This is a genomic window from Knoellia sp. Soil729 (assembly GCF_001427985.1).
GTDB lineage: Bacteria > Actinomycetota > Actinomycetes > Actinomycetales > Dermatophilaceae > Knoellia.
On record NZ_LMSA01000001.1, the window covers coordinates 776,994 to 800,631 of the forward strand.

Below are 23,638 nucleotides of genomic sequence, written 5' to 3' on the forward strand. Positions count from 1 at the left end.
CCCGTCAGTCGGTCGTGCGCCTGTTGAACGCCCTCAGGGCCAGCGGCGCGATGACGGCCGTGATGGCGAGCGACCAGAGCAGGGTGGCGAGCTCGGGGTGGTGGAGCGGCCACGGGGCATCTGCCCGGACCGGGATACCCGCGATCCCCCAGTTGTCGCGCATGGCCTGGCTCAGCGCGCTGATCGGGTTCCACTCCGCGATGGTCCGCAGCCAGGAGGGCATGACGTCGGTACGCGCGAAGGCGTTGGACAGGAACGTGATCGGGAAGATCGTCGTGAACATCAGCCCGTTGACGGCCTCGACCGAGCGCATCGCCGAGCCCACGAGGATGCCCACCCAGATCATGGCGAACCCGAACAGGAGCAGCAGCGCGTAGCCCAGCAGCCCCTTGAGCACGCCCTCGTGGATGCGCCAACCGATGAACAGGCCGGTCACCGACATGACCGCGACCCCGATGCTGGAGTGGATGAGCGCGGCGATGGAGCGGGAGACGAGGATCGAGGAGCGCTGAATCGGCAGCGAGCGTAGCCGGTCGACCATGCCCTTGCCGATGTCGGTGTTGAGGCCGATGGCGACGATGAACGCGCTGAAGGCGATGGTCTGGGCCATGATCCCGGGCAGCAGCCACGGCTTGTAGTCGACCCCGGGGATGGTGATGGAGCCACCGAAGACGTAGGCGAAGAGCAGCACGAACATGATCGGCTGGACCGTCACGTCGGTGAGCATCTCGGGCTGGCGCTTGATGTGGGTCAGGTTGCGCCGCACGAGCGCAGTGATCTGGCGCAGCCGGCTCGCGCCCTGCGGCTTCGGGGCCGCTCGCTCGATGGCGATCGCATCCGTGGCGGCGCTCATGCCGACACCTCTTCCTGGTTGCTGGACTCCTGCGCCGTGTGCCCGGTGAGGGCGAGGAACACGTCGTCGAGGCTGGGCCGCTGCATGCCGAGGTCGTCGACCTCGATGTTGGCCTCGTCGAGCTGGGCCGCGATGCGCGTGAGGGCCGCGACGTCCCCCGACGGCGCCGTGAGCTTGCGGGCGTCGGCATCGACATGGACGTCCCCGACGACACCGCGCAGCAGCTCGGCCGCCTGCTGGACCTCGTCATGGCGCGAGACCGTCACGACGAGGCTGGCGGCTCCCGACTGGTTCTTCAGCTCGAGCGGGGTGCCCTGGGCGATGATGCGGCCCTTGTCGATGACGACGATGTCGTCGGCGAGCTGGTCGGCCTCGTCGAGGTACTGCGTCGTGAGGAGCAGGGTCGTGCCGTCACGCACCAGCTCGCGCAGCACGTCCCACAGCTCCACGCGGCTTCGGGGGTCGAGACCGGTCGTGGGCTCGTCGAGGAAGAGGACCGACGGGTGAGCGATGAGGCTCACCGCGAGGTCGATGCGCCGTCGCATGCCTCCCGAGTAGTCCTTGACGACCTTGTCGCCCGCCTCGGTGAGCGAGAACTGCTCGAGCAGGTCCTCGGACCGTGACCGCACGAAGCGCCGGTCCAGCCCGTAGAGGTCGCCGATGAGCCGGAGGTTCTCACGCCCCGTGAGGAGCTCGTCGACCGTCGCGCTCTGGGCGGTCAGTCCCATGGCCGCGCGCACCGCCGCGGGCTGCGTGGCGACGTCGTGCCCAGCGACCCGGGCCGAACCGCTCGTCGGCACGGCCAGCGTCGTCATCATCCGCACCGTGGTCGTCTTGCCGGCACCGTTGGGCCCGAGCAGCCCGAACACCGTCCCCTTGGGGACCTCGAAGCTCACGTCGTCGACGGCGGTGAAGTCCCCGAACTTCTTCACCAGGCCGTCGGCCTCGATGACGACCTCGCGGCTCATGAGTTCATCCCGCGGCACAGGCAGAACGGATGCCCGGCCGGGTCGAGATAGACCTTGAACCCGCCGTTCTCGCTCGGCTGGTGCTCATGGATGCGCGCACCGGCGGCGAGGACCGCGGGCTCGGCCGCGGCGATCTCGGGCACGGCGAAGTCGAGGTGGAACTGCTGCGGGTGCGCACCGCCCGGCCAGGTGGGCGCCACCCAGTCGTCGATCTGCTGAAAGGCCAGGGTGGCCCGTCCCCGGGGCCGGTCGGGCGTGACGCCCCCTCCGGACGGCACGAGCGTCGCCCAGCCGGCGTCGGAGCCGTCCTCCAGCGACCAGCCGAGGACCTCGCTGTAGAAGCGGGCGAGCTCGAGGGCGTCCGGGCAGTCGAGGACCACGAGGTCGAGGATCGGTCGGACGGGAGCGGCTTCTTCACTCATGCCTGCGAGCGTAGAACCGACTCCCGACAGCGCCCAGCCCTTTTTCCCCGGACCGCCTCAGCGCACCGAGGCCGCGAGCGCGCGTGCGGCGCCATGGTGCGCCTGCGCGAGCAGTCCGCAGGCAAAGAGCAGGTATGCCGTGTCGACACCCTGCGCCGCCGCCGCCGGCACCGTCCACCCGCCGGCGTGGTCGCCCACCACGGCGCCGAGGACGTCACGCGCCAGGTCCTGTGGGCCGTGGCGCAGCACCCCACCCGACCCGAGGACCAGCCCCACGTCCGCGAGCGGCCTGGGGCGGTCGCCCCCGACCCGGGCCCGACCGTGCCGGCGCGCAGCCACCACGGCGGCGACCCGGGCGAGCTCAGCCTCGTGCGCCCACTCCCCCGCGCTCGAGGCGCGGTGACCGGTCGCGGAGGCGACGTGCCCGGCATACGCCGCTGTCCCGGAGGACAGCTCGAGGTGCTCGCGCTGCGCGGCCTCGACGATGCCGAGGGCGTTCCAGCGCATGCCCAGGTCGGCCTCGACGGTGCGCTCCTGCCACATCGAACCGGCGACGTCGCGCTCGATGGTGGCATCCTCGCCCTGGGGTCGCAGCACGGAGTAGACGTCGGTCGTCGCCCCGCCGATGTCGATGACCATGACGTCCTCGCCGCGGACGTCAGCGAGCAGCTCGACCCCTCGCAGAACCGCGTCGGGGGTCGCGGCGCGGACGAGCTCGGTGAAACCACGACCGCGCGACAGCCCCTTGCCGCCGATGACGTGCTCGAGGAAGGAGGCCCGGATCGCCGCACGCGCCGCGTCGGGCGCGATGACTCCGATGCGGGGCAGGACGTTGCTGGTCACGACGTGTCGACGGCCGGTGCGCGACAGCTCGGACGACACGTCATCGGCGACGTCAGCATTGCCTGCGACGACGATGGGCATCGTGACACGGGCCTTGGCGAGTCGAGCTGCGTTGTGCTGCAACACTTCTGAGTTGCCACCATCGGTCCCACCGACGAGCAGGACGAGGTCGGGGGCCGCCGCCCGGAGCTCCCGGACACCCTCTCCGCTGAGCGCGCCGGCCGACACGTGGACGACCCGGCCGCCCGCGGACAGGGCGACCCGATACCCGGCCTCGGCCGTGACCTCGCGCTCGTATCCCACGACGGCGATCCGCAACCCGCCACCGGCCGAGCTGCACACGAGCGTCTCGGTGACGGGACCGTGGGAGGCGAGCTCACGGCATACGGCATCGACTCCGTCCATGACATCGGTCGAGACGGTCGTCGGCGACGACGCAGCCCCAACCAAGGCCCCGGAGCCGACGTCGACGAGGACGGCCTTGGTGAAGGTCGACCCGACGTCGACGCACAGGACGAGCCCTGCATCACGGGAAGGCACGGGTCAGGTGAGCCGGTCGAGCGCCTGCTTCAGGTCGGCGACGAGGTCCTCGACGTCCTCGATGCCGACGGAGAGCCGGATGAGGTCCGAGGGCACCTCGAGCTCGGTGCCGGCGACGGACGCGTGGGTCATGCGGCCCGGGTGCTCGATGAGCGACTCCACGCCACCCAGCGACTCGCCGAGGGTCCAGATCTGGGTCTCGGCGCACACCTTGACCGCGACGTCCTCGCCGCCCTTGACCCGGAACGCGACCATGCCGCCGAAGCGCTTCATCTGGCGGGCGGCGACCTCGTGGCCGGGGTGCTCGGGCAGGCCCGGGTAGTGGACCGCGGTGACCCCGTCGTGGCTCTGGAGGAACTCCACGATCGCCTCGGCGTTGTCGCAGGTGCGCTCCATGCGGATGGCGAGCGTCTTGAGGCCACGCTGGACGATCCACGAGTCGAACGGGCCGGCGACGGCACCCATCGAGTTCTGGTGGAAGGCGACGCGGTCGCTCGCGGGCTCGTTGTCGAACCACGGCACAGTCACGCCGTGGCCGACGACGAGGGCGCCACCGACGACATCGGAGTGGCCGCCGCAGTACTTCGTCGTCGAGTGCATGACGATGTCGGCGCCGAGCGCGAGCGGCTGCTGGAGGTAGGGCGAGGCGAACGTGTTGTCGACGACGAGCAGGGCGCCTGCCTCGTGGGCGATCTCGGCGAGCGCGGCGATGTCCGCGATGCCGAGCATGGGGTTCGTGGGCGTCTCGACCCACACCACGCGCGTCCTGCCCGGCTGGATCGCCGCACGCACGGCGTCGTTGTCGGCGATCGCCGCGATGGAGTGCTCGACGCCCCAGTGCGCGAGGACCTTGTTGAAGAGGCGGTAGGTGCCGCCATAGGCGTCCGACGGCACGACCACGTGGTCACCGGGGCTGAGCAGTGCGCGCAGGACGGTGTCCTCGGCGGCGAGTCCGGAGGCGAAGGCGAAGCCACGCTCGCCGCCCTCGAGCGCGGCCAGACCGGTCTCGAGAGCGGTGCGCGTCGGGTTGGCGCTGCGGCTGTACTCGTAGCCGTTGCGGAAGCCCCCGATGCCGTCCTGCTTGTAGGTCGAGGTCTGGTAGATCGGGGTGACGACGGCGCCCGTCGTCGGGTCGGGGTCCTGGCCTGCGTGCAGGGCGCGGGTGGAGAAGCCGAGGGTGTCGTCATTCATGGCGACAGCGTATGCCGCGTGGTTGCCGACGCTCCGCCCTCCCCGCTTCGGGGGTACCAGCGCGCGCCCCGGCGCGTCCTGAGGCACACGGCGCGAGGAACAATGTGGGCGCTGAGGCGTTGAACCAGACGTCCCCTGTCGCAGCACGAGGAGTGCCCCCATGTTCGGATCGCGCGCCAAGACCACCATGCCCACCGCCGCGGACGCCCTGCCCGGACGCGAGAGCCGTCCGTTTGCCGTCCCCACCACGCACGCGGTGCTCGGCACCCCGCTCGAGGGCCCGTGGCCCGAGGGCACCCAGGTGCTCTACGTCGCGATGGGCTGCTTCTGGGGCACCGAGCGCATCTTCTGGCAGCTGCCGGGCGTCGTGACCACCGCGGCCGGCTACATGGGCGGCTTCACGCCGAACCCCACCTACGAGGAGACCTGCACGGGCCGTACCGGCCACGCCGAGTCCGTCCTCGTCGCCTACGACCCGGCGCAGACGAACCCCGAGCTGCTCCTCAAGGCCTTCTGGGAGAACCACGACCCCACGACGGCGAACCGGCAGGGCAACGACATCGGCACGGCATACCGGTCCGCGATCTTCTGGACCACGCCCGAGCAGGAGGCTGCAGCGCGGGCGACCCGCGAGGCGTTCCAGGGTGAGCTCACCCGCGTCAACGCCGGCGAGATCACGACGCAGCTCACACCGGCGGAGGACGTCGGCCCGTTCTGGTACGCCGAGGACTACCACCAGCAGTACCTCCACAAGAACCCCAACGGCTACTGCAACCACGGTCCCAACGGGCTCACCTGCCCCGTCGGCGTCGCGAACCTGCCGGCGCAGACCGACATCCTCCCGCCCGCGTGACGACCGGGTCCGGACACCGACAATCCGGTATGCCGTGCGCCTCGACGCATGGCACAGTCACCTTCCATGACCGCTGGACTCTCGGACAACGCTGACTTCGCGTCCACGCGAGGCGCTGCTCTTCGACGGTGAGTGGGTCGACGTCCACTCCATGGGGATGCTCGAGTCCGACTGGACCGCCTGACGGCGCTTGGCCCGTCTTGAGGCAGGGCCTGACGCGGAAATCGGGGATCGTCCCGGTTGCAACCGGGACGATCCCCGATTTCCGGTCAATGGCGCGGCCGGGCCGCCAACAGGCGCCCCAATCCACCGGCCGAGAGCCCGCGAAGGGCCGGCCCAGGAAGTGTCTTTGCTCCCGCAGGTGAAGCAAAGACACCCCCCTTTGCTCCGGCCAGGCGATGCACAGGGGAGTGTCTTTGCTCCAGCAGGTGGAGCAAAGACACGTCTGGAGCGGGACCCTGCTGAGGAGGGTGGTGGACCCGCTCAGAGGCGGGCGGCGAGCTCGATGCCCTGACGGATCGCGCGCTTGGCGTCGAGCTCCGCCGCGACGTCGGCTCCGCCGATGACATGGACGGGTATGCCGCTGTCGCCGAGCTCGTCGGCCAGGGTGCGGACCGACTCCTGCCCGGCACAGAGCACGACCGTGTCGACGGGGATGACCCGCGGAGCAGCAGCGCCCTCGCCATCCCCGAACGACACGTGGAGGCCATCGTCGTCGATGCGGTCATAGGACACCCCGATGAGCTGCTCGACGCCCTTGGCCTTGAGCGCCGCGCGGTGCACCCACCCCGTGGTCTTGCCCAGACCCTTGCCGATGCCGGATGCCTTGCGCTGCAACAGGACCACGTCGTGCTTCGGGGTCTCGACGACAGCCGTCGCGAGTCCCCCACGCGAGACCGCCGGGTCGCCCACTCCCCACTCGGCCCGCCACAGGCCGAGGTCCAGGGTCGCCGACGGCTGTGCCGTGAGGAACTCCGACACGTCGACACCGATGCCCCCGGCTCCGATGACGGCCACCCGCGGACCGGGCTCACGCTCCCCACGGACGAGCTCGGCATAGGTCATGACGGACGAGTGGTCCACCCCCGGGATCGACGGGATCCGGGGCCGCACGCCCGTGGCGACGACCACCTCGTCGAAGCCACCGGCGACGAGCTCGTCAGCGGTGGCCACACGACCGAGGTGCAGCGTCACGCCGGTGACCTGGAGCCGTCGGCGGAAGTAGCGGATCGACTCGGAGAACTCCTCCTTGCCCGGGATGCGCTGGGCGATGGCGAACTGCCCACCGATGTCGTCACGCGCCTCGAACAGCTCGACCGTGTGACCCCGCTCGGCCAGCGCGGTCGCGCACGCCAGGCCGGCCGGTCCGGCACCGACCACGGCGACGCGGCGAGCGCGGCGCGTCGGGCCGAGGACCAGCTCGGTCTCGTGGACGGCGCGCGGGTTGAGCAGGCAGGTCGCCCGTTGCCGCTTGAACGTGTGGTCCAGGCAGGCCTGGTTGCAGGCGATGCAGGTGTTGATCTCGTCGGTGCGTGACTCGGCGGCCTTGCGCACCCACTCCGGGTCCGCGAGGAACGGCCTGGCCAGGGACACCAGGTCGGCGTCGCCGGCACCGAGGATCCCCTCGGCCACCTCGGGCAGGTTGATCCGGTTCGTCGCGATCACGGGAAGCGACGTCTCGGACTTGAGGCGGGCGGCATACGAGGCAAAGGCGGCCCGCGGCACGGAGGTGACGATCGTCGGGACGCGGGCCTCGTGCCAGCCGATCCCCAGGTTGAGCACCGAGGCGCCCGCTGCCTCCACCTCACGGGCCAGAGCGGCGACCTCGTCCCAGGTCTGGCCGTCGGGCACGAGGTCGACGGCGGAGATGCGGTAGATGACGAGGAAGTCCTCCCCCACCGCCTCCCTGATCCGGCGCACGATCTCGACCGCGAACCGACGACGCTTCTCGGGGGTCCCACCCCAGGCGTCGGTGCGTTTGTTGGTCCGCGGAGCGAGGAACTGGTTGATGAGGTAGCCCTCGGACCCCATGACCTCGACGCCGTCGTAGCCCGCCTGACGCGCCAGCCGCGCCGAGCGCACGAACGCCTCGATCGTCCGCTCGATGCCGCGAGACGTCAGGGCACGCGGCCGGAACTTCGAGATCGGGCTCTTGATGGCCGAGGGGGCGACGCACCACGGGGTGTAGGAGTAGCGCCCGGCGTGCAGCAGCTGCAGCGCGATCCGGCCGCCCTCCGCGTGCACGGCCCGGGTGAGAACGCGGTGCTGCTTGCCCTCACGCGCCGTGGTCAGCTTGGAGGCCAGCGGCAGCAGCGTCCCCGCGATGTTGGGCGAGAACCCCCCGGTGATGATGAGCGAGGCCCCACCTCGTGCACGCTCCGCGAAGAACGCCGCCAGCTTGGGGAAGTCCCGGGCGTGGTCCTCGAGACCGGTGTGCATCGAACCCATGACCACCCGGTTGGGCAGGGTGACGTGGCCGAGGTCGAGGGGCGCGAGCAGGTGCGGGTAGGCAGTCACTACTCGAGAGTAGGGAACATCGACCCGCACCGGCAGGCCCGAGTGGTGTGTTCCTGCCCACCGTGCCCGAGGTCAGCCGGGCGAGATCGCCTGGACCATGCCACCAGTGGGTGTCAGCTGACGAGGTGGCCCAGCAGGTCCGCCCGGGTGAGGACACCGACCGGCTTGCCGTCCTCGATGACCAGCACCGCGTCGGCCGTCTCCAGCTCGTGGCGTGCCGTCGACACGGGCTCACCGGCTCCCACGAGGGGCAGGCCCCCGCCCATGTGCTTCTCGACCGAGTCGTGCAGCGTTGCCTTGCCGTGGAAGAGCAGCTCGAGCAGCTCGCGCTCGCTCACTGCGCCGGCGACCTCGCCCGTCATGACGGGCGGCTCGGCCTTGACGACGGGCATCTGCGAGACGCCGTACTCGCGCAGGATCTCGATGGCGTCGCGGATCGTCTCGTTGGGGTGGGTGTGCACGAGGGCGGGCAGGTTGCCCGACTTGCCGCGCAGGATGCTCCCGACCGTCGTCCCACCGTCAGAGTGCATGAACCCGTAGGAGCTCATCCAGTCGTCGCTGAAGATCTTGGACATGTAGCCGCGGCCGGAGTCGGGCAGCAGCACGACGACGACGGCCTCGGCGGGCAGGTCCTTGGCGACCTCGAGAGCGGCGACGACGGCCATGCCGCACGAGCCGCCGACGAGCAGGCCCTCCTCGCGGGCGAGGCGACGGGTCATCTCGAACGAGTCCGCGTCAGAGACGGCGACGATCCGGTCGACGACCTCGGGGTCGTAGGCGCTCGGCCAGAAGTCCTCACCGACGCCCTCGACGAGGTAGGGCCGACCGCTGCCGCCCGAGTAGACGGAACCCTCGGGGTCGGCGCCGACGATCTGGACGCGCCCGCCCTCCCGGGACTCGCTCTGGTCCCTGAGGTAGCGACCGGTGCCGGTGATCGTGCCCCCCGTGCCGACGCCGGCGACGAAGTGCGTCAGCTGGCCGTCGGTGTCGTTCCAGATCTCCGGACCGGTGCTCTCGTAGTGCGAGGCCGGGCCGTTCTGGTTGGAGTACTGGTCGGGCTTCCACGCCCCCGGTGTCTCGCGCACGAGGCGGTCGGAGGTCTCGTAGTAGGAGTCCGGGTGGTCCGGCGCGACGGCGGTCGGGCAGACGACGACCTCGGCCCCGTAGGCCTTGAGCACGTTGCGCTTGTCCTCGCTGACCTTGTCGGGGCACACGAAGATGCACTTGTAGCCCTTGCGCTGGGCGACGAGCGCCAGGCCCACTCCAGTGTTGCCACTGGTCGGCTCGACGATGGTGCCGCCCGGCTGGAGGGCGCCCGACGCCTCGGCCGCCTCGACCATCTTGACGGCGATGCGGTCCTTCACGGAGCCGCCCGGGTTCATGTACTCGACCTTGGCCAGAACGGTCGCGGCGATCCCGTCGGTGACGGAGTTCAGCTTCACGAGCGGGGTGTTGCCCACGAGGTCGACGATGTGCTCGGCATACTTCATGACCCCATCCTCCCATCCCGGCGGACCACCGCGGTCCGTCACCTTCCCACTCCCGTATGCCGGGTGCCCGCCTCCTCCCCACCGGCGAGCGTTAGCGTGGACGCTGGATCGAGGAGGTCACGAGACGTCATGGGACGCGCACGACGAGCACGCAAGATCGCCGCGACGGCGGCATACGGCGGTGGTGGCCTCGCAGCAGCCAGCGCAGCACTGGGAGTCGTGAGCTATGGCGTCATCCGCGCGGAGGCACTGCTCGCGCGCCGGCTCGTCGGGACCCCGTTCGACTCCTCACCCGACGACAACGGCACCTACGGGGCCGGGCCGGGCGAGCCGGTCGAGATCCTCTTCCTCGGTGACTCCAGCGCGGCCGGCATGGGTGCGCACCACCGGCACGAGACGGTCGGGGCCATCGTCGCCGGAGGGGTGAGCGCGCTCATGGGCAGGCAAGTGCACCTCACGAACTGCGCCGTGGTCGGCGCGGAGTCCAGCGACCTCGAGCGCCAGCTCGCCGAGGGCCTCGAGAGCGTGACACGGCCGGATGTCGTCCTCATCATGATCGGCGCCAACGATGTCACCCACCGGGTCGACCGGGCGACTGCCGTCCGGCAGCTCGAGCTGACCGTGAGGCGGATCCGCGCGCTCGGCAGCGAGGTCGTCGTGGGTACCTGCCCCGACCTGGGCACCATCGAACCTCTGGCTCAGCCGCTGCGGCTGCTGGCCCGGCGCTGGAGTCGCGACCTCGCGGCAGCGCAGACGATCGCCGTCGTCGAGGCCGGTGGACGCACCGTGTCGCTGGGTGACCTGCTCGGCGAGGAGTTCGCGGCCTCCCCCAAGACGATGTTCAGCGAGGACCGGTTCCATCCCTCCGCGGCCGGCTACGCCAAGGCGGCGGCCGCCCTGCTTCCGTCGGTGTGTGCCGCCCTCGGCGTGTGGGGGCACGACGCCGCCGACCGCCGGCCGGAGGCCCGACGGGGCGAGGGCGTCGGCCCGGTCGCCGTGGCTGCCGGTCAGGCCGTCAAGGACGCCGGCTCCGAGGTGGCCCCCACCGAGGTCGGCGGCCAGGACCGCGGGCCTCGGGGACGGTGGGCGGTGCTGCTGCGCCGCGGCAACGACGCCCTGCCCGCGGCTGCGAAGCCCCGGCCCTCAGCGGCAACGGCAACGGGTGAAGGCGAGTCTCCCCCGTCGGCACCTGAGGGTGAGGACGCAGAAACCGCTGGTTGACGCGGACATATCTGCGTCAGGGCGCGCCTTCCGCGTCACGGGCCGGTCCAGCCACTGACGGTCAGGGCAGGGTGCGGCGCAGCTCGGCGAGGCGCGCGGCGAGGTCGGGGACGCCGGCGGAGGCCGCATCCCACACGAGCACTCGCAGCTGGTCGAGAAGCACGGCCGACCCCAGCTCGGGGACCGGTTGGGCCGCGGTGGCGTCCGCGAGGTCCTGGACGAGCTCGCGCACGTCCCGGGATGCGGCGAGCGCGCGGTCCGCGGGCAGCTCACGCCACCTGCGGACCACGCGCTCGAGCTCCCGCGAGACGTCGTCGGGGAGGCTGTGCATCAGCGCCGGGTCAGTCGCGCATCCGCGCGAAGAGGCGCAGGAACTCGATGTAGAGCCAGACGACGGTGACGATGAGGCCGTGCGCGAGCAGCCAGCTGTACTTCTGCGGGGCGCCGGTCGCGATGGCGCGGTCGATCATGTCGAAGTCGAGCGCCAGGGTGACCGAGGCCAGGCCCACCGCGAAGAGCGAGATGCCAATTCCGAGGGCGCCGCCACCGCCGATACCGAACCGGGTGTCAGTGAACATGGCGAAGAGGAAGTTGACCACGGCGAAGATCGCGTAGCCGAAGACCATCATCGTGACGACCCGGCGGAACTTGTCGGTGACCTTGATGAGCCCGCTCTTGTAGGCGAGGAACATGCCGGTGAAGGTCGCAGCCGTGGCGAGCGCTGCGGTTGGGACAACGCCCTCCCACTGCTTCTCGAAGATCTGGCTGATCGCTCCGACGAAGAGGCCTTCGAGCACGGCGTAGCCGACGATGAGAGGGACACTCAGGGTCTTCTTGAAGGCAATGACGAGACCGAGGACGAGCGTGCCGATCATGCCCCCCATGGCCAACATGAAGCCGAGGCTCTGGCTCTGCGCCGAGGCGATCCAGCCGACGGCACCGAAGCCGAGGACGAGGGCGAACAGGCCCAGCGTCTTCATGATGACGTCGTCCATGGTCACGCGGCCGGTGTCGGTCGGGCCTGCGGTGGGCCCGTTGTAGAGGTCCTGCAGCTGCTGCGGGCTCATGCCCTGCGCGCCCTGCTGGGCATAGGACCCACCGGGAACGCCGGCCTGGGTCTGTCGCTGGTCCTGGAATCCGGCGTAGCCGGACCGCGCGTCCTTCTCGAGTCGGTTGAAGGCCGGGTTGCTGGCCATCGTGTCCTCCATAGGTCTGGCGCCGTGGCGATCCGCGGCGTCGTTCACCTATTCAATCGTGCGAGGACCTCTGGGTGTTCCCCGCCCCGGCATCCTGTGGACAACGATTCGGGGCCCACCTGACGGGGGAACGAGCCTGCGAGTGCCCCCGACGGCGGGTCCTGACGGGGGAACGAGCCTGCGAGTGCCCCCGACGGGACTCGAACCCGCACCTGGAGCGATTTTAAGTCGCCTGCCTCTGCCAGTTGGGCCACGGGGGCGAACTCACCCTATGCCGTGGCCGGGCGGTGTTTCCCAACCCCGGGAGGGTGCGTGGGACAGGCCGGTAGGCTCGGGCCCAGACGAATCACCCAGAACGGATGACGACGCTCGCATGACCACCACGGACAGCACGGACGCCGCGGCCCCTCGACGTCGCGGTCCTGCCAAGGGAACCCCGCGCGCGCCCCGGATGAAGCGCGCCGAGCGCGAGCGCCAGCTGCTCGAGGTGGCCGAGTCGGTGTTTGCCGAGCACGGCTACCAGGACACGACGATGGAGCTCATCGCGCACGAGGCCGGCATCACCAAGCCGGTCATCTACGACCACTTCGGCTCCAAGGAGAACCTCCTCGTCGCCGTCGTGGCGCGTGCCCGTGAGGACCTGCTCGACTCGACCGCCTCGGCCCTGGAGGCTCTCCCGCCGCACGCTCCGGTCGAGGACCACTTCCGGGCTGGGGTGCGCGCCTTCATGGAGTTCTTCGAGCGCCGTCGCGGCAGCTTCCGCGTCTACATGCAGGAGGCTGCGGTCGCCGTCGTCGCGGGTCAGGACATCGAGAACCTCCGCCAGGCCCAGGCTCGCGAGATCGCCGAGCGCTTCGGGGACAACCCGCAGATCGCCGCCTACCCCATCGTCTACCGCGAGGCCATGGCCGAGATCATGATCGCGACCAACGAGCGGGTGGCGGCGTGGCGGCTGCGCAACCCCGAGATCGACCTGGACACGGCTGTCGAGATCGTCATGGCCGTGCTCTGGAACGGCTTCAGCTCCTACAGCGCCGAGACGACGCCGGACGTCGAGGTCAGCTCGCGCAGCTGAGGGCGATGCCGTCGAGGATGTCGTGCTCCGACGTCACCACCTGCGCGTCGGGCGAGCGCTCGAGGACGCGTCCGAGGACCTCGTGCCAGACCAGTGCCCCCGCACCGATGACGTCGACGCGTCCCGGGTGCATGTAGCCAAACGCCGCACGCTCCTCCGTCGTCGCGCGCAGCAGGCTCTGCGCCGACTCACGGTGCGCCTGCGGGCTGAGGTTGGCGAGGTGGATGCGGGCCGGTTCGTATGCCGTGAGCTCGAGTGCGTGGGCCGTCACCGTCGTGATGCTGCCCGCGAGGCCGACCACCGTGGCGATGCCGCTGAGGTCGACGACCTCCTCGGCCCGGTCGATGGCCGCGTTGATGTCGGCCGTCGCTGCCTCGATCTGCTGGGCGCTCGGGGGGTCGCTCGTCAGGTGGCGCTCGCTGATGCGGACGCACCCCACGTCGACCGAGCGCGCGCTCTCGACGTGGGAGGTTCCGCGCACGAACTCGGTCGAGCCGCCACCGAGGTCGATGACCAGGTAGGGGCCTGGGGTCCGGGCGGCGACGAGGTCGCCCGTCGCACCGGTGAAGGAGAGGTTGGCCTCGACGTCGCCGCTGACGACCTCGGGTGAGACGTCGAACCCCGCTGCGGCAAAGGCCTGCTCGACGCCGGCGACGAACTCGGCCGCGTTGCTCGCGTCGCGCGAGGCAGAGGTGGCGACGAAACGCACCCGTTCGACGGAATGCTCGCGGCACTGGCCGGCATACTCGCGGGCCTGTGCCAAGGTGCGCTCCATCGCGACCGGGTCGATGACACCCGTGCGGTCCACGCCGTAGCCGAGGCGGACCACCTCGGTGCGCCGCACGACGTCGGTGAGGACGCCGGATCCGTCGATGTCGGCGATGAGCAGACGGATCGAGTTGGTGCCGCAGTCGACGGCTCCGACGCGGGTCACCGCGGGTCGCTCCCGGCCTCGCCGGCGAGCTCGGTGCAGGAGTGGCTGGCCCACCAGTCGGGCAGCATCTCGAGCGCCTCGTCACCGAGCGGGTTGACGCCCGGTCCGGCGCTGAGCGAGTGGGCGACGAGGACGTGCAGGCACTTGACCCGGGTCGGCATGCCGCCTGCACTGATGCCGTCGATCTCGTCGACCTGTCCGAGCTCGGAGCGGCGGGTGAGGTAGTCGTCGTGGGCCGCGGCATAGCGGCGAGCGAGGTCGTCGTCCTCGGCCAGGCGGTCGGTCATCTCGCGCATGACACCCTGCGACTCGAGGGTGCTGATGGCACCGGTGAGGCGTGGGCACGTGGCATAGAACGACGTGGGGAAGGGCGTGCCGTCCGGGAGGCGGGGCAGGGTGCGCAGGACGTCGGGCTCGCCGCAGGGGCAGCGGTGCGACACCTCGACGACCCCGCGCGGGAGACGGCCGAGCTGGCGCTCGACGGCGTCGAGGTCCTCCTGGGCGACCGGCGGCCGGTCGGGAGCCGCTGTCACCGGCGCTGGTTGGACGGCACGTCCGCGGCCCGCATGGAGGCCCAGATGGAGTCGTACCAGGGGTCGGTGCTCTCGGGCACGGGCGGGACGGCCGGCTCGCCCTTGGGGACCTTGGGGTCGAGGACGGTGTAGGACTTCTCGCCGACCTTGACGAACTTGAGGCGGGTGCGGGCCTGCTGCTCGACGTAGGCGCGGTCCTCCCAGCGGGCCTGCTCCTTCTGGAGCTCCTCGACCCTCACCTTCTGCTGGGACACCGTGTCGCGCAGGGCGCTGATGTCGGACCGCTGCTGCACGTAGGCGCGCAGGGTGGGGGCGACGAGGATGACGAGGAAGAGCGCGACGATGCTGAACCCGACGCGACGGATCGTGCGCTGGTTGGCGCGGGCCGCGTTGAGCCGCTCACGCCAACCGCCGGCCGTGGGTTCGGCCAGCTTGCCCGTGCCCGTCTCGCGGGAGGCCCGCTGGGCCAGGGGGCTGCGAGCAGCCCCGGCACGCGACGAGGGTCGCGAGGACGCCGGACGTCGTGGTGACGATCGGGGTCCTCGACTGGTGCCGCGCGCCATGGGTGCTGCCTCAGGCCTTCGTGCGGGCGGTGAAGCGCGGGAAGGCTGAGGCGCCGGCGTACTCGGCGGCCTCGTCCAGCTCCTCCTCGATACGCAGGAGCTGGTTGTACTTGGCGACGCGCTCCGAGCGGGCGGGTGCACCCGTCTTGATCTGGCCGCAGTTGGTCGCCACCGCGAGGTCGGCGATCGTCGTGTCCTCGGTCTCGCCCGAGCGGTGGCTCATCATGCAACGGAACCCGGCGCGCTGGGCCATCTCGACGGCGTCGAGGGTCTCGGTGAGGGAGCCGATCTGGTTGACCTTGACGAGCAGCGAGTTGGCGGTGCCGGTCTCGATGCCACGGGCCAGGCGCTCGGGGTTGGTGACGAAGAGGTCGTCACCAACGAGCTGCACCTTGTCGCCGAGGCGGTCGGTCATGGCCTTCCAGCCGTCCCAGTCGTCCTCGTTGAGCGGGTCCTCGATGGAGACCAGCGGGTACGCGTCGACGAGCTCGGCGTAGTAGTCGACCATCTCGGCCGCCGACTTCGTGCCTCCCTCGAACGCGTAGCTGCCGCCGTTCGCCTCGTCGAAGAACTCTGTGGCCGCGACGTCGAGCGCGAGCGCGACGTCCTGCCCGGGGGTGTAGCCGGCCTTCTCGATGGCCTCGAGAATGAGGTCGAGGGCGGCTCGGTTGCTCTCGAGGTTGGGCGCGAACCCGCCCTCGTCGCCCAGGCCCGTCGACAGGCCCTTCTCCTTGAGCACCGCCTTGAGCGAGTGGTAGACCTCGGTGCCCCAGCGCAGGGCCTCCCGGAAGGTCTCGGCGCCGATCGGCGCGATCATGAACTCCTGGATGTCGACGTTGGAGTCGGCGTGGGAGCCGCCGTTGAGGATGTTGAGCATCGGCACGGGCAGGACACGGGCGTTGGGTCCACCGAGGTAGCGGAAGAGCGGCAGACCGGCCGACTCGGCCGCGGCCTTGGCGACGGCCAGGCTCACACCGAGGATGGCGTTGGCGCCGACCTTCTCCTTGTTCTTGGTGCCGTCGATGGCGATCATCTCGGCGTCGATGAGGCGCTGGTCGTGGGCCTCGAAGCCGAGGAGCTTGGGGCCGAGCTCGTCGATGACGGCGTCCACGGCCTTCTCGACACCCTTGCCGCCATAGCGGTTCTTGTCGCCGTCGCGGCGCTCGGCAGCCTCGAAGGCCCCAGTCGAGGCGCCGCTGGGAACGGCCGCGCGGGCGATGGTCCCGTCGTCGAGGGCGACCTCGACCTCGACGGTGGGGTTGCCTCGCGAGTCGAGGATCTCGCGTGCTCCGACGGCGTCGATGCTGGCCACTGGTGCTCCTGGGGGTGGGGTGTGGGATTCCCCTCGAGCCTAGCCAATCCGGGAGGTCACCTGACCGACCGACCCGCATCCCGGCATACCCAGAAGCGGTTCGCAAACCTCATCGCGTATGCCGTCCGCCCGCCTCACGCTCCTGCCGCCAGAGCGCGCCGGACCGTGGCGACGACGCGGTCCGGGTGGCGCAGGTCGGCCCAGGTGAGGCGCACGACCCGGAACCCCGCCTCGCGCAGCCGATCCTCCCGAGCCTTCTCACGGGCCAGCGCCAGCTTGCCGTCGGCCCCGTCGTACTTGACCAGGCGGTCGAACTCGACGACGACGTCGGTGCCGACGAGGAAGTCGACCCGGCCGATGTCTCCCCGTGCGTCGGTGATCGTCACCTGTGATCGCACCACCAGCCCCGCTCCGAGGAGGATCAGCCGGGTCCGGGACTCCCCCGGCGACTCGGCCAAGGGGTCGGCATGCGTGATCGCCGCCCGTGCCAGCCCGATGCCGAACCGCGCACCCGGGAGCGACAGCGCCTCGGTCAGCCTCTCTGTCGTGGTGATCCTGCGGTGCAGCGCCGCGTCCATGGCGACCACTGCGGCCTCGACGCCACTCGCGGTGGCCGTGAGCACGCAGGCTGCCGCCACCGGAACGGCGCGCGCGGACGTGCTGCGGGCGAGCTCGAGGTGGCTGGGGTCGGCCGCGTGCACGTGCAGCCCGGGGCGGATCTTGCTCGCACGAACCGGCGCGGCGACATCCACCACGCCGAGGTCGACATCATGGAGCGGCAGCCCATGCTCCGCGAGGGCGGCGTGGTGCGAGGCCAGCCAGGTCGGGTGGGCGAGCAGCAGCCCACGGACGGTGAGCGCGTACCGCTCGAGGGTTGCGCCGCCGCCCATCTCTGCGTCGTGACGCACACTCCGGACGCACGCGGTGCAACGACCCCGCGCCCACCGCAGCGCGGAGCACCGCGGGCGAGAGGTGCCGTGCTCGCGTGTGGACGCGGGTGATGATCCCGTCGTGTTCGCGCGCGATCGCGGCGAGCTGCGGGTGAAGGGGCTCCATCCCACGAGGCTGCCCCAACCAGCCGAGGCGCCCGGGAACTTTCCACAGGCCGCGGGCGAACGGGCACGGAGCAGGCGAGCACACGGCATACGCACAAGGCGGTTTGCGAACCTCAAGGTGCTTCGACATCCGGATCGATCCGGATGTCGAGCAAGGCGAAGGTTCGCAAACCGCTCTGGGTATGCCGGAGAGTCGCCTCAGGCGGTCGGCGCCACTGCCGCGTAGGCCTTGGCCAGGGCCGCACCGAGGCGGGCGTTGCTGCGCACCAGCGCGATGTTGGTGTCCAGGCTCCTGCCACCGGACAGCTCGACGATCCGGCCGAGGAGGAAGGGCGTGATGTCCTTGCCGAGAATGCCGCGCTCGGCGGACTCGGCGACGGCCTGGTCGATGAGGGCGCCGATCTCGTCCTGCGTCATCTCGTCCTCGGCGGGCACCGGGTTCGTCACCGAGATGCCGCCCTTGAGGCCGAGGTCCCACTTGATCCGCATCATCTCGGCGAGCTCCTCCGGGGAGTCGCTGCGCATGGGGGCGCTGTAGCCCGACGAGCGCGAGTAGAAGGACGGGAACTCGTCGGCGCCGAAGTTCACGACCGGCACGCCGAGCGTCTCCATGACCTCGAGGGTGCGGCCGATGTCGAGGATGGACTTCACGCCGGCGGAGACGACGGCGACGTCGGTCTGGCTGAGCTCGGTGAGGTCGGCGGAGATGTCCATCGAGCTCTCGGCGCCGCGGTGGACGCCGCCGAGGCCGCCGGTCACGAAGACCTTGATGCCCGCGAGGGCCGCCAGCCGCATGGTGCTCGCGACGGTCGTGGCGCCGTGGCGCTTGGTGGCCATGACGTGCGGCAGGTCGCGGATGCTCACCTTGGCGACGTCCTCGTGCGTGGCGAGCAGCTCGAGCTCGTCCGCCGAGAGGCCGATGCGGGCGACGCCGTCGAGGATGGCGATCGTCGCCGGGGTGGCGCCGCCGTCACGGACGATCTGCTCGACCTCGCGAGCCATCTCGACGTTGCGCGGGTAGGGCATGCCGTGACTGATGATCGTCGACTCGAGGGCGACGACGGGTCGGCCGGCGGCGAGAGCCTCGGCGACCTCGGGGGCGAGGGCCAGGGCGGGGTGTGGCATGGACTGAGGAGCTGCGGGCTGAGTTTTCACTGGGATCCTTGCTGGGTGAGGCGCCCGGTCACGAGCGCGTGGGTGAGGTCGGGGCGCACGGTGTGTGCTGACTCGGTGGTCAGGGCGGCGGTGGCCTGGCCGAAGGCCGCGGCGCCGGCGGGGTCGCCGTCGCGCAGCAGTGCGTGGACGAAGCCGGCCGTCATGGAGTCGCCGGCGCCGGTGACGTCGACGACGCCCCGGCTGACGGTGGCGTTGGTGGTGACCGTCGGGCGGCCCTTGCCATCGGCAGGGGTGGAGGACAGCACGCTTCCGCGGGCACCGCGGCGCACCCAGACATGGGTGACGCCGAGTTTGTGCAGCTCGGCCGCGGCCCGGCTGATCGCCGGGATGGTGTCGGCGACGTCGTGGTCGACCAGGGCGGCGAGCTCGTCGATGTTGGGTGTCACGGACAGCACGGGACGGTCGGGGGCGAGCAGTGGGCGCAGCCGCCGTGCCTTGACGACGGAGACGGGCTCGATGACGACGGGGACGTCTCCGTCGCGGGCCACGTCGCCGAGCCAGCGGGCCACGTCGAGCGGGATGTTGCCGTCGACGACCAGCAGGTCGCAGTGCTGGATGAGCGAGCGCACGGGTTCGATGTCGGCGACGGTGAGGGTGTCGGTCGCGCTCATGTCGGACACGGCGACGGACAGGTCCCCCACGTGGTCGAGCACGGCGAGGTAGGTGCCGGTCGGCCGCGGGCTCGTGATGACGTGGTCGACCTGCACTCCCGCACTGCGCGTGTGCGTGAGCAGCTCCTCGCCGAAGGAGTCGCTGCCGACGGCGGCGACCAGGTGGGTCGGGGTGCCGAGGCGGGCGAGGTTCTCGGCGATGTTGCGGCCGACCCCGCCCGGATCGGTGGTGACCTGGCCCGGGTTGCTCGTCTCCGGGTCGAGGGGCTCACTCGAGCGGGCCTTGACGTCCATGACCGCTCCGCCCACCACGACGACCGCGGCCTCACCACGCACGAGGTAGCCGCGTCCGAGGATCGCGCCCTTGCGGGTGAGGTTGGACAGGGCGACCGAGACCGACGCCTTCGTCGTGCCGAGCTGCTCTGCCAGACCGGCCGCGTCGAGCAGCGGGTCGGCACGGAGCAGGCGGAGGATCGTCTGTTCCTGAGGAGTGAGTTTCACATTGACTATCTAAGCACTACTTGCTTTTCCAAGCAAACCGACAGTATGCCGGCGCACGCCGGTGCGCTTGCAGGTGACCCGGATGAGGAGTTGAGTGAAGGGGCTTTGCCGGGCTTGCCAACGACGTGCACCCTCCGGACCTGCGGCGAAAGGGACTCTCCGATGGCCAGTGACACTGCCTCCCCCACGACCGAGGAGCCACAGCTGAAGCGTCACATCGGCATCGTCGGTCTGCTCTTCGCAAGCATCGGTTCGATCATCGGGTCCGGCTGGCTCTTCGGGGCCCTCAACGCGTCCAAGGAGGCAGGTCCGGCGGCCGTGATCTCGTGGGCCCTCGGTGCCCTCATGGTCCTGGCCATTGCCCTGGTGTACGCCGAGCTGGGTGTGATGTTCCCGCTGTCGGGGGGCGTGATCCGCTACCCGCACCTGGCGTTCGGCTCCTTCGCGAGCTACACGACGGGCTGGATCACCTGGATCGGCGCGAGCACCACCGCCCCCATCGAGGTGCTGGCCGCGCTCCAGTACGGCACGAAGTACGCCCCCTTCACGGTGGAGCAGAAGGTCGGGAGCCTGACCGTGCACACGCTGACGGCGGTGGGGTACACGGCGGCGGTCATCCTCATGGCGCTGTTCGTCGTGGTCAACTACTTCGGCATCCGCTGGTTCGCCCGCATCAACAACGTGCTGGTGTGGTGGAAGCTGTTCATCATCGTGCTCGTCGTCCTCGCGTTCTTCTTCACCGCCTTCCATGGGTCGAACTTCACCGACCACGGTTTCAAGCCGCAGGGCTGGCACGGCGTCTTCAGCGCCATCGCGACCTCCGGCATCGTGTTCTCCTACCTCGGGTTCCGACAGGGCGTCGAGCTGGCAGGAGAGACGGACAACCCCAAGAGGAACGTGCCCATCGCCGTCATCGGTTCGGTGCTCATCACCGCACTGATCTACATCGCCCTCCAGGTGGCCTTCATCGGCGCCCTGGAGCCCACCCTGCTCAAGGGGTCCGATGCCTGGGCCAACCTCAGCTTCACCAACGACTTCGGGCCGTTGGCCGCCCTGGCCACGGCGCTAGGGCTGGGCTGGCTGGCCGTCCTGCTCTACATCGACGCCATCATCTCGCCCGGAGACACCGGACTGATCTACACCACGTTGACCTCTCGCCTGTCCTACGCCATGGCGCGCAACGGCAATGCCCCGCAGCGGCTGGCGAAGACGACCGACCGGGGCGTTCCGCTGTTCAGCCTCATCGTCACCTTCGTGGTGGGCCTGATCGTCTTCCTGCCGTTCCCGAGCTGGCAGCAGCTGGTCGGCTTCATCACCTCGGCCACGGTCCTCTCCTTCGCCTCCGGCCCGTTGGTGCTGTCAGCTCTGCGCAAGCGCGTCCCGGACCAGCCCCGGCCGTTCCGCCTCCCCGGCGGTCACGTGATCCCGATCCTGGCATTCTGGGCCTCGAACCTCATCGTGTACTGGTCCGGATGGCTGACCGGCTGGAAGCTCTACCTCGCAGTGCTGTTCGGATTCCTGTTGCTGGCCATCTTCAAGGCCTTCGGTGGCGTGCAGCAGGGCGCCTTCCACTTCTGGCAGGGCTTCGCCTGGCTGTTCCCCTGGCTCGGCGGGCTGGCTCTGATCTCCTTCCTGGGCAACTTCCCGGAGAAGTCCGCAGGAGCCGGGAACCTGGGCCTGCTCAACTTCGAGTGGTCCGCGCTCGCCCTGGCTGCGCTGTCCGTCCTCGTCTATGTCATCGCCAACCACGTCTGTCTGAGCGCCGACATCGTCGAGGAGCACATCGAGCAGTCGAGGAAGGAGGCAGCGGTCGAGGACGAGGAGCTCGGCGTGGCGCCGTAGACCCCTGCCTCACCGGCCGAACCCACCGCGCACCCGAGGCAGGGATCGCTCTCAGATCGACAGCCCGTGCCCGAAGGCGAACAGGGGGTCGTCGTAGCCGGGGACGTCCTCGGGGTGGGCCCGGACCTGGTCCATCGACCGTGGTAGGTCGAAGGGCAAGCGGCCACGCAGCCGCACCTGTCCGGTGAGGGCGGCGAGCAGCGCCTCGTCGCTCGTGCCGAAGCTGGCCACGACCGCCGCGGCGAGTGGGAGCAAGGGGGTGAGGATCGCCGGCCGGTCCATCGTCACGTCGAGCACGAGCGGACAGGCTGCTGCGACCCGCGCCAGCCGGGAGACGAGACCGGGCGGGAAGTCCAGCGAGCCCTGGTGGAACCACGCCTCGAGGAAGAGGTCCGAGCGCGGCTCGAAGGGGGCTCCCAGGCGGACGAGGGCGACATCGGCCTGCTCCGGGCTGTCGACCGGCGTCCCGTGGCGGCTCACGACCTCGGCCGAGACGTTCTCGGCATAGATCCGCAGGCCGGGGAGCAAGGGCAGCACGGCCCCGGGGTCTGCGCCATTGGTGAGCACGGTCACGGACTCGGCCTGGGCGGCATACCCGGCCTCGCGGAAGTCAGCACGGCCCACGGTGCGGGCGGCGGCGTCCTCGTCGACGTAGGGGTCGTCGAAGAGACCAAGCCGGAACTTCACGAGCAGCAGGCGCCGTGCCGACTCGTCGATCCGCGCTTCGCTGACCCGCCCCTGCGCCACGAGGTCGAGCAGGATCTCCACGCACTCCTCACCCCCGAACTGGTCGGCACCGGCCTCGAGGATGAGCTCCATCCGGCCCGCAGGGTCGAGGTGCTCCACGCCCCACGCCCGGGCGGGCAGCACCTGGTCGCCCACGTGGTTGTCATTGACGAGCTCCCAGTCGGTGACCACGACGCCTTGGTAGCCGAGGCCCTCGCGCAGCATCCCCGTGACCACCTGCTTGTTGTAGCCGAAGCCGACCTCTTCGATGGGCTTGCCGTCGACCTCGAGCCCGATGGGCATCCCGTAGTACGGCATGATCGCGGCCGTCCCGGCCCGGACCACCGCGGGGAACGGTGCGACGTGGTCGGCGAACCGTCCCCCCGGGTAGACCTGCTCGCGGCCGTAGGGGAAGTGCGCGTCCTCGCCGTCCTTCTGCGGCCCGCCGCCGGGGAAGTGCTTCGAGGTGCAGGCCACGCTGCCCGGTCCGAGGGAGTCGAGCTGGAAGCCCTCGAGGTAGGCGACGGCGAGCTCGGTGACCAGCGCCGGGTCCTGGCCGAAGGTGCCTGCCTGCCGGGCCCAGCGGGGTTCGGTCGCGAGGTCGAGGGTGGGATGAAGGGCGGCCCGGATGCCGACGGCGACGTACTCCTGCCGGGCGATGTCGGCGAACTCGCGTACGGCAGCGGCGTCGCGCAGCGCCGCGAGCCCGAGGGGCTCGGGCCACTGCGAGAACGCCGCAGCGGTGAAGGAGACGCCCGCGTTCTCGATGAAGGCATGCCGAGGGTCGGTGGAGATGGTGACCGGTATGCCGTGGGGCGTGCGCGCGGCCAGCCCCTGGAGTGCGTTGTGCCATCGCGCCGCCATACGCGGGTCCTCGAGGACGTGGACGTTGAAGTGGGTGAGGTGCTTCTCGAGGACCACGGTGCTCGTCGCCGACTTGCTGATCCGGCCCGACGACTCGACCAGCGTGCCGTCCTCGCCGGCCTCGATGACGGTCTGGAACATCAGACCGACCTTCTCCTCGATCGAGAGACGGCGCAGGAGGTCGTCGGCACGGGCCCCCGGGTCGAGCCGGGGGTCCTCGTAGGGATCCATCACGCCGTTGCCGTTGAGGTCGCGGAACTCGACGCCCTCGGGGCTCGTCATCCGCAGCTCGTCCACACCCATCTCCACACCGATCTCCTCGTTCGTCCACGGTCCGTGGACTCACCGCCCT

21 protein-coding genes and 1 tRNA gene are annotated in these 23,638 nt (G+C 70.4%); 4 read left to right on the forward strand and 18 right to left on the reverse strand.

Annotated features, from left to right (window positions below):
• Nucleotides 1-4: 4 nt before the first annotated feature.
• From ASG74_RS03520 to ASG74_RS03540, 5 genes are read right to left on the reverse strand one after another with little or no spacing between them, the layout of a single operon-like run.
• Nucleotides 5-853 carry an ABC transporter permease gene (locus ASG74_RS03520; protein ID WP_056138998.1) on the reverse strand — a complete coding sequence of 283 codons (849 nt, stop codon included), beginning with the start codon at nt 851-853 and terminating at the stop codon, nt 5-7.
• Entirely contained in the window at nt 850-1,821 is a 972-nt protein-coding gene (locus ASG74_RS03525) for an ATP-binding cassette domain-containing protein (protein WP_056138999.1), read from the reverse strand. The genes ASG74_RS03520 and ASG74_RS03525 overlap by 4 nt, the downstream gene beginning before the upstream one ends.
• Entirely contained in the window at nt 1,818-2,243 is a 426-nt protein-coding gene (locus tag ASG74_RS03530) for a VOC family protein (protein WP_056139001.1), read from the reverse strand. The genes ASG74_RS03525 and ASG74_RS03530 overlap by 4 nt, the downstream gene beginning before the upstream one ends.
• A 57-nt stretch (nt 2,244-2,300) precedes the next feature.
• The gene (locus tag ASG74_RS03535; RefSeq protein ID WP_056139002.1) at nt 2,301-3,626 is read right to left on the reverse strand and encodes a glutamate mutase L; all 1,326 of its coding nucleotides are present in this window, start codon (nt 3,624-3,626) and stop codon (nt 2,301-2,303) included.
• Nucleotides 3,627-3,629: 3 nt separating this feature from the next.
• A complete protein-coding gene (locus ASG74_RS03540) occupies nt 3,630-4,817 on the reverse strand; it encodes a cystathionine gamma-synthase (RefSeq protein ID WP_056139004.1) in 1,188 nt (395 codons plus the stop codon).
• A gap of 160 nt (nt 4,818-4,977) precedes the next feature.
• Here ASG74_RS03540 and msrA point away from each other — a divergent pair, with 160 nt between their 5' ends.
• Nucleotides 4,978-5,670: a peptide-methionine (S)-S-oxide reductase MsrA gene (msrA, locus tag ASG74_RS03545; protein WP_056139005.1), complete on the forward strand. Its 693-nt coding sequence runs from the start codon at nt 4,978-4,980 to the stop codon at nt 5,668-5,670.
• 483 nt (nt 5,671-6,153) lie between these two features.
• Here msrA and ASG74_RS03550 read toward each other — a convergent pair whose 3' ends face one another.
• Nucleotides 6,154-8,187: an NADPH-dependent 2,4-dienoyl-CoA reductase gene (locus tag ASG74_RS03550; protein WP_056139007.1), complete on the reverse strand. Its 2,034-nt coding sequence runs from the start codon at nt 8,185-8,187 to the stop codon at nt 6,154-6,156.
• Nucleotides 8,188-8,300: 113 nt separating this feature from the next.
• A complete protein-coding gene (locus ASG74_RS03555) occupies nt 8,301-9,677 on the reverse strand; it encodes a cystathionine beta-synthase (RefSeq protein WP_056139009.1) in 1,377 nt (458 codons plus the stop codon).
• Nucleotides 9,678-9,806: 129 nt separating this feature from the next.
• Here ASG74_RS03555 and ASG74_RS03560 point away from each other — a divergent pair, with 129 nt between their 5' ends.
• Entirely contained in the window at nt 9,807-10,898 is a 1,092-nt protein-coding gene (locus ASG74_RS03560) for an SGNH/GDSL hydrolase family protein (RefSeq protein ID WP_056139011.1), read from the forward strand.
• 61 nt (nt 10,899-10,959) lie between these two features.
• On the opposite strand, the gene ASG74_RS03565 is transcribed toward ASG74_RS03560, so the two are convergent.
• From ASG74_RS03565 to ASG74_RS03575, 3 genes are all read right to left on the reverse strand, one after another.
• Nucleotides 10,960-11,229, reverse strand: coding sequence for a hypothetical protein (locus ASG74_RS03565; RefSeq protein WP_056139016.1), 270 nt, complete (start codon nt 11,227-11,229; stop codon nt 10,960-10,962).
• Nucleotides 11,230-11,239: 10 nt separating this feature from the next.
• Entirely contained in the window at nt 11,240-12,094 is an 855-nt protein-coding gene (locus tag ASG74_RS03570) for a Bax inhibitor-1/YccA family protein (protein WP_056139598.1), read from the reverse strand.
• Nucleotides 12,095-12,279: 185 nt separating this feature from the next.
• Nucleotides 12,280-12,354 (reverse strand) — tRNA-Leu (locus tag ASG74_RS03575).
• Nucleotides 12,355-12,467: 113 nt separating this feature from the next.
• On the opposite strand from ASG74_RS03575, the gene ASG74_RS03580 reads away from it, so the two are divergent.
• Nucleotides 12,468-13,169 carry a TetR/AcrR family transcriptional regulator gene (locus ASG74_RS03580; protein ID WP_162252775.1) on the forward strand — a complete coding sequence of 234 codons (702 nt, stop codon included), beginning with the start codon at nt 12,468-12,470 and terminating at the stop codon, nt 13,167-13,169.
• Here the strand turns inward: ASG74_RS03580 and ASG74_RS03585 are convergent.
• The 7 genes from ASG74_RS03585 to ASG74_RS03615 all read right to left on the reverse strand — a co-directional run bounded on the left by ASG74_RS03585 (nt 13,153) and on the right by ASG74_RS03615 (nt 19,854).
• Nucleotides 13,153-14,103: a Ppx/GppA phosphatase family protein gene (locus ASG74_RS03585; protein WP_056139019.1), complete on the reverse strand. Its 951-nt coding sequence runs from the start codon at nt 14,101-14,103 to the stop codon at nt 13,153-13,155. The genes ASG74_RS03580 and ASG74_RS03585 overlap by 17 nt on opposite strands.
• Nucleotides 14,100-14,636: a DUF501 domain-containing protein gene (locus tag ASG74_RS03590; RefSeq protein ID WP_056139021.1), complete on the reverse strand. Its 537-nt coding sequence runs from the start codon at nt 14,634-14,636 to the stop codon at nt 14,100-14,102. The genes ASG74_RS03585 and ASG74_RS03590 overlap by 4 nt, the downstream gene beginning before the upstream one ends.
• Complete coding sequence (locus tag ASG74_RS03595) at nt 14,633-15,199, reverse strand: FtsB family cell division protein (RefSeq protein WP_056139023.1); 567 nt, start codon at nt 15,197-15,199, stop codon at nt 14,633-14,635. Before ASG74_RS03595 ends, ASG74_RS03590 begins: the two co-directional genes overlap by 4 nt.
• A gap of 10 nt (nt 15,200-15,209) precedes the next feature.
• On the reverse strand, nt 15,210-16,511 hold the full coding sequence (gene eno, locus ASG74_RS03600) for a phosphopyruvate hydratase (protein WP_056139025.1): 1,302 nt from the start codon (nt 16,509-16,511) through the stop codon (nt 15,210-15,212).
• Nucleotides 16,512-16,645: 134 nt separating this feature from the next.
• Nucleotides 16,646-17,419, reverse strand: coding sequence for a hypothetical protein (locus tag ASG74_RS03605; RefSeq protein ID WP_235498795.1), 774 nt, complete (start codon nt 17,417-17,419; stop codon nt 16,646-16,648).
• 345 nt (nt 17,420-17,764) lie between these two features.
• Nucleotides 17,765-18,691, reverse strand: a complete 927-nt coding sequence (locus ASG74_RS03610; protein ID WP_056139031.1) for a pseudouridine-5'-phosphate glycosidase — start codon at nt 18,689-18,691, stop codon at nt 17,765-17,767.
• Between the two features lie 26 nt (nt 18,692-18,717).
• The gene (locus tag ASG74_RS03615) at nt 18,718-19,854 is read right to left on the reverse strand and encodes a PfkB family carbohydrate kinase (RefSeq protein ID WP_056139033.1); all 1,137 of its coding nucleotides are present in this window, start codon (nt 19,852-19,854) and stop codon (nt 18,718-18,720) included.
• Between the two features lie 162 nt (nt 19,855-20,016).
• Between ASG74_RS03615 and ASG74_RS03620 the strand changes: the two genes are divergently transcribed.
• The gene (locus tag ASG74_RS03620; protein ID WP_056139035.1) at nt 20,017-21,696 is read left to right on the forward strand and encodes an APC family permease; all 1,680 of its coding nucleotides are present in this window, start codon (nt 20,017-20,019) and stop codon (nt 21,694-21,696) included.
• Between the two features lie 51 nt (nt 21,697-21,747).
• Here the strand turns inward: ASG74_RS03620 and ASG74_RS03625 are convergent, their stop codons facing one another.
• Entirely contained in the window at nt 21,748-23,589 is a 1,842-nt protein-coding gene (locus ASG74_RS03625; RefSeq protein ID WP_200942527.1) for a glycoside hydrolase family 3 protein, read from the reverse strand.
• Between the last annotated feature and the right edge of the window lie 49 nt (nt 23,590-23,638).

Bases quoted from the DNA above. Each gene is read 5' to 3' on its own strand.
- ASG74_RS03520 (WP_056138998.1), bottom strand. From the start codon at position 853: ATGAGCGCCGCCACGGATGCGATCGCCATCGAGCGAGCGGCCCCGAAG.
- ASG74_RS03625 (WP_200942527.1), bottom strand. From the start codon at position 23,589: ATGGGTGTGGACGAGCTGCGGATGACGAGCCCCGAGGGCGTCGAGTTC.
- ASG74_RS03595 (WP_056139023.1), bottom strand. From the start codon at position 15,199: ATGGCGCGCGGCACCAGTCGAGGACCCCGATCGTCACCACGACGTCCG.
- ASG74_RS03565 (WP_056139016.1), bottom strand. From the start codon at position 11,229: ATGCACAGCCTCCCCGACGACGTCTCGCGGGAGCTCGAGCGCGTGGTC.
- msrA (WP_056139005.1), top strand. From the start codon at position 4,978: ATGTTCGGATCGCGCGCCAAGACCACCATGCCCACCGCCGCGGACGCC.
- ASG74_RS03560 (WP_056139011.1), top strand. From the start codon at position 9,807: ATGGGACGCGCACGACGAGCACGCAAGATCGCCGCGACGGCGGCATAC.
- ASG74_RS03555 (WP_056139009.1), bottom strand. From the start codon at position 9,677: ATGAAGTATGCCGAGCACATCGTCGACCTCGTGGGCAACACCCCGCTC.
- ASG74_RS03530 (WP_056139001.1), bottom strand. From the start codon at position 2,243: ATGAGTGAAGAAGCCGCTCCCGTCCGACCGATCCTCGACCTCGTGGTC.
- ASG74_RS03570 (WP_056139598.1), bottom strand. From the start codon at position 12,094: ATGGCCAGCAACCCGGCCTTCAACCGACTCGAGAAGGACGCGCGGTCC.
- ASG74_RS03580 (WP_162252775.1), top strand. From the start codon at position 12,468: ATGACCACCACGGACAGCACGGACGCCGCGGCCCCTCGACGTCGCGGT.
- ASG74_RS03620 (WP_056139035.1), top strand. From the start codon at position 20,017: ATGGCCAGTGACACTGCCTCCCCCACGACCGAGGAGCCACAGCTGAAG.
- ASG74_RS03540 (WP_056139004.1), bottom strand. From the start codon at position 4,817: ATGAATGACGACACCCTCGGCTTCTCCACCCGCGCCCTGCACGCAGGC.
- ASG74_RS03525 (WP_056138999.1), bottom strand. From the start codon at position 1,821: ATGAGCCGCGAGGTCGTCATCGAGGCCGACGGCCTGGTGAAGAAGTTC.
- ASG74_RS03610 (WP_056139031.1), bottom strand. From the start codon at position 18,691: ATGCCACACCCCGCCCTGGCCCTCGCCCCCGAGGTCGCCGAGGCTCTC.